The following is a 1,635-nucleotide window of genomic DNA, read 5'->3' as shown; positions in this document are numbered from 1 at the left end:
GCAGCTTCGGGCCACGACGCGGCACCCCGGCAGAAGAACTCATGCTGGATCTAACGACGGACTGCCGGCGCAGGACACTAGTAGGACTCCGTTAGGTCTGTCTGCCTGCCGTGTTCAGGGGCAGGAGGACTGTGTGGACGCACATGAAGTCAATCGTGTTCGGGCGACGTTGGCGTTATTCGTTGCGGATGTGTTCGCCTCGGTGCCGCGCAAGGACCAGCGGGCCAAGAGCGACTGCTATCTGCGGGGGCTGATGATGGACGGGCGGCGCAAGTCGATCCAAGCCATGGCCTCGCGGCTTCCGGACGGCAACGAGCAGAACCTGCAGCAGTTCGTGAACCAGTCCACCTGGGATCCGGTACCGGTGCGCCGGCGGATCGCGGAGCGGCTGGTGCCGCGGATCGGCCCGGACGCCTGGGCGGTCGATGACGTGTCGTTCCCCAAGGACGGCAGGATGTCGGTCGGGGTCGCTCCCCAGTACTGCGGTGCGCTGGGCAAACAGGCCAACTGCCAGGTCGCCGTCAGCGTGCACGCGGTCTCGGATGCGGCCTCGTGCCCGCTGAACTGGCGGCTGTTCCTGCCACGGGAATGGGCCAAGGACACCGTCCGGCGCCGACGGACCGGCGTGCCGGAAGACGTCGGGCACCGAGAGAAGTGGCGTCTCGCACTGGACGCCCTGGACGAACTGACCGGATGGGGACTGGTGCCGCCGGTGGTGGTGGCCGATGCCGGCTACGGGCAGAACGCCGATTTCCGAGCAGGTCTGTCCGAGCGGGGACACGCTTACGTGGTCGGCATCCGCGGCGATGTCACCGTCCAGCCGCATGACGCGCACCCCGATGCCCCAGCCTGGTCCGGCAACGGCCGGCGGCCGGTTCCCCGCTACCGGCAGCCGGCAGTGACGGTGGCGGAACTGGCAGCGGCCGCCGGACGGGAAGCCTTCAAGGAGGTGACCTGGCGGGAAGGCTCCCGCGGTCCGATGGCCTCCCGCTTCCTCGCGATTTTGGTCAGGCCGGCCGGCGTACGCCCGCGTCGGCTGGCCCAGGCAGCCGCCGTGGCCCGACGCGGCCGGTGGGACGGTGTCCTGCCCGAGGTGCGGCTGCTGGCCGAGTGGCCCGACGGCGAGGACCAACCGACCCGGTTCTGGCTGTCCGACCTGTCCGACGACACCCCGTTCCCGGAGTTGGTCCGCCTGGCGAAGATCCGCTGGCGCATCGAGCACGACTACCGCGAACTCAAGCACGGTCTGGGCCTGGACCACTTCGAAGGCCGCTCCTGGCCGGGCTGGCATCATCACGTCACCCTGGTCACTGCCGCCCACGCCTTCCTCACCGAGCAGCGGCTGGCCCCAAAAGCCGACACAGCGGACTCACCCTCTACCAGATCCTTGACGCCCTCCAGGGTCTGCTGAACTGCTGGACCGGCATCTGCGCCACCTGCCACCAGCCCCTGCCCAGCAGGACCACACCAAGATCGAGACAGACCTAACGGAGTCCTACTAGGTCGTGTCTTCAATTGATCTTGAGTGAGGGATCATGGTCGGGTGATACGTCGCCATGAACTGTCCGATGAGGAGTGGGAGTTCCTCCGTCCGCTGTTGCCTGAGTCCTTGCGTGGACGGAAGCGGTTGGACGA

At 67.6% G+C, this 1,635-nt stretch carries 1 protein-coding gene; it reads left to right on the top strand.

The genetic code is table 11. From position 1 onward, the window contains the following. The first annotated feature begins 133 nt into the window (after positions 1 to 133). Positions 134 to 1,411 (top strand): IS701 family transposase, encoded by a 1,278-nt coding sequence (locus IE294_RS46625; RefSeq protein ID WP_189895372.1) that lies wholly within the window; start codon positions 134 to 136, stop codon positions 1,409 to 1,411. The last annotated feature ends 224 nt before the right edge of the window (positions 1,412 to 1,635 follow it).

Origin of the sequence: Streptomyces canarius, assembly GCF_014650735.1 — a bacterium.
Taxonomy (GTDB): Bacteria; Actinomycetota; Actinomycetes; order Streptomycetales; family Streptomycetaceae; genus Streptomyces; species Streptomyces olivaceoviridis.
This window is presented reverse-complemented; position numbering and strand designations above follow the sequence as displayed.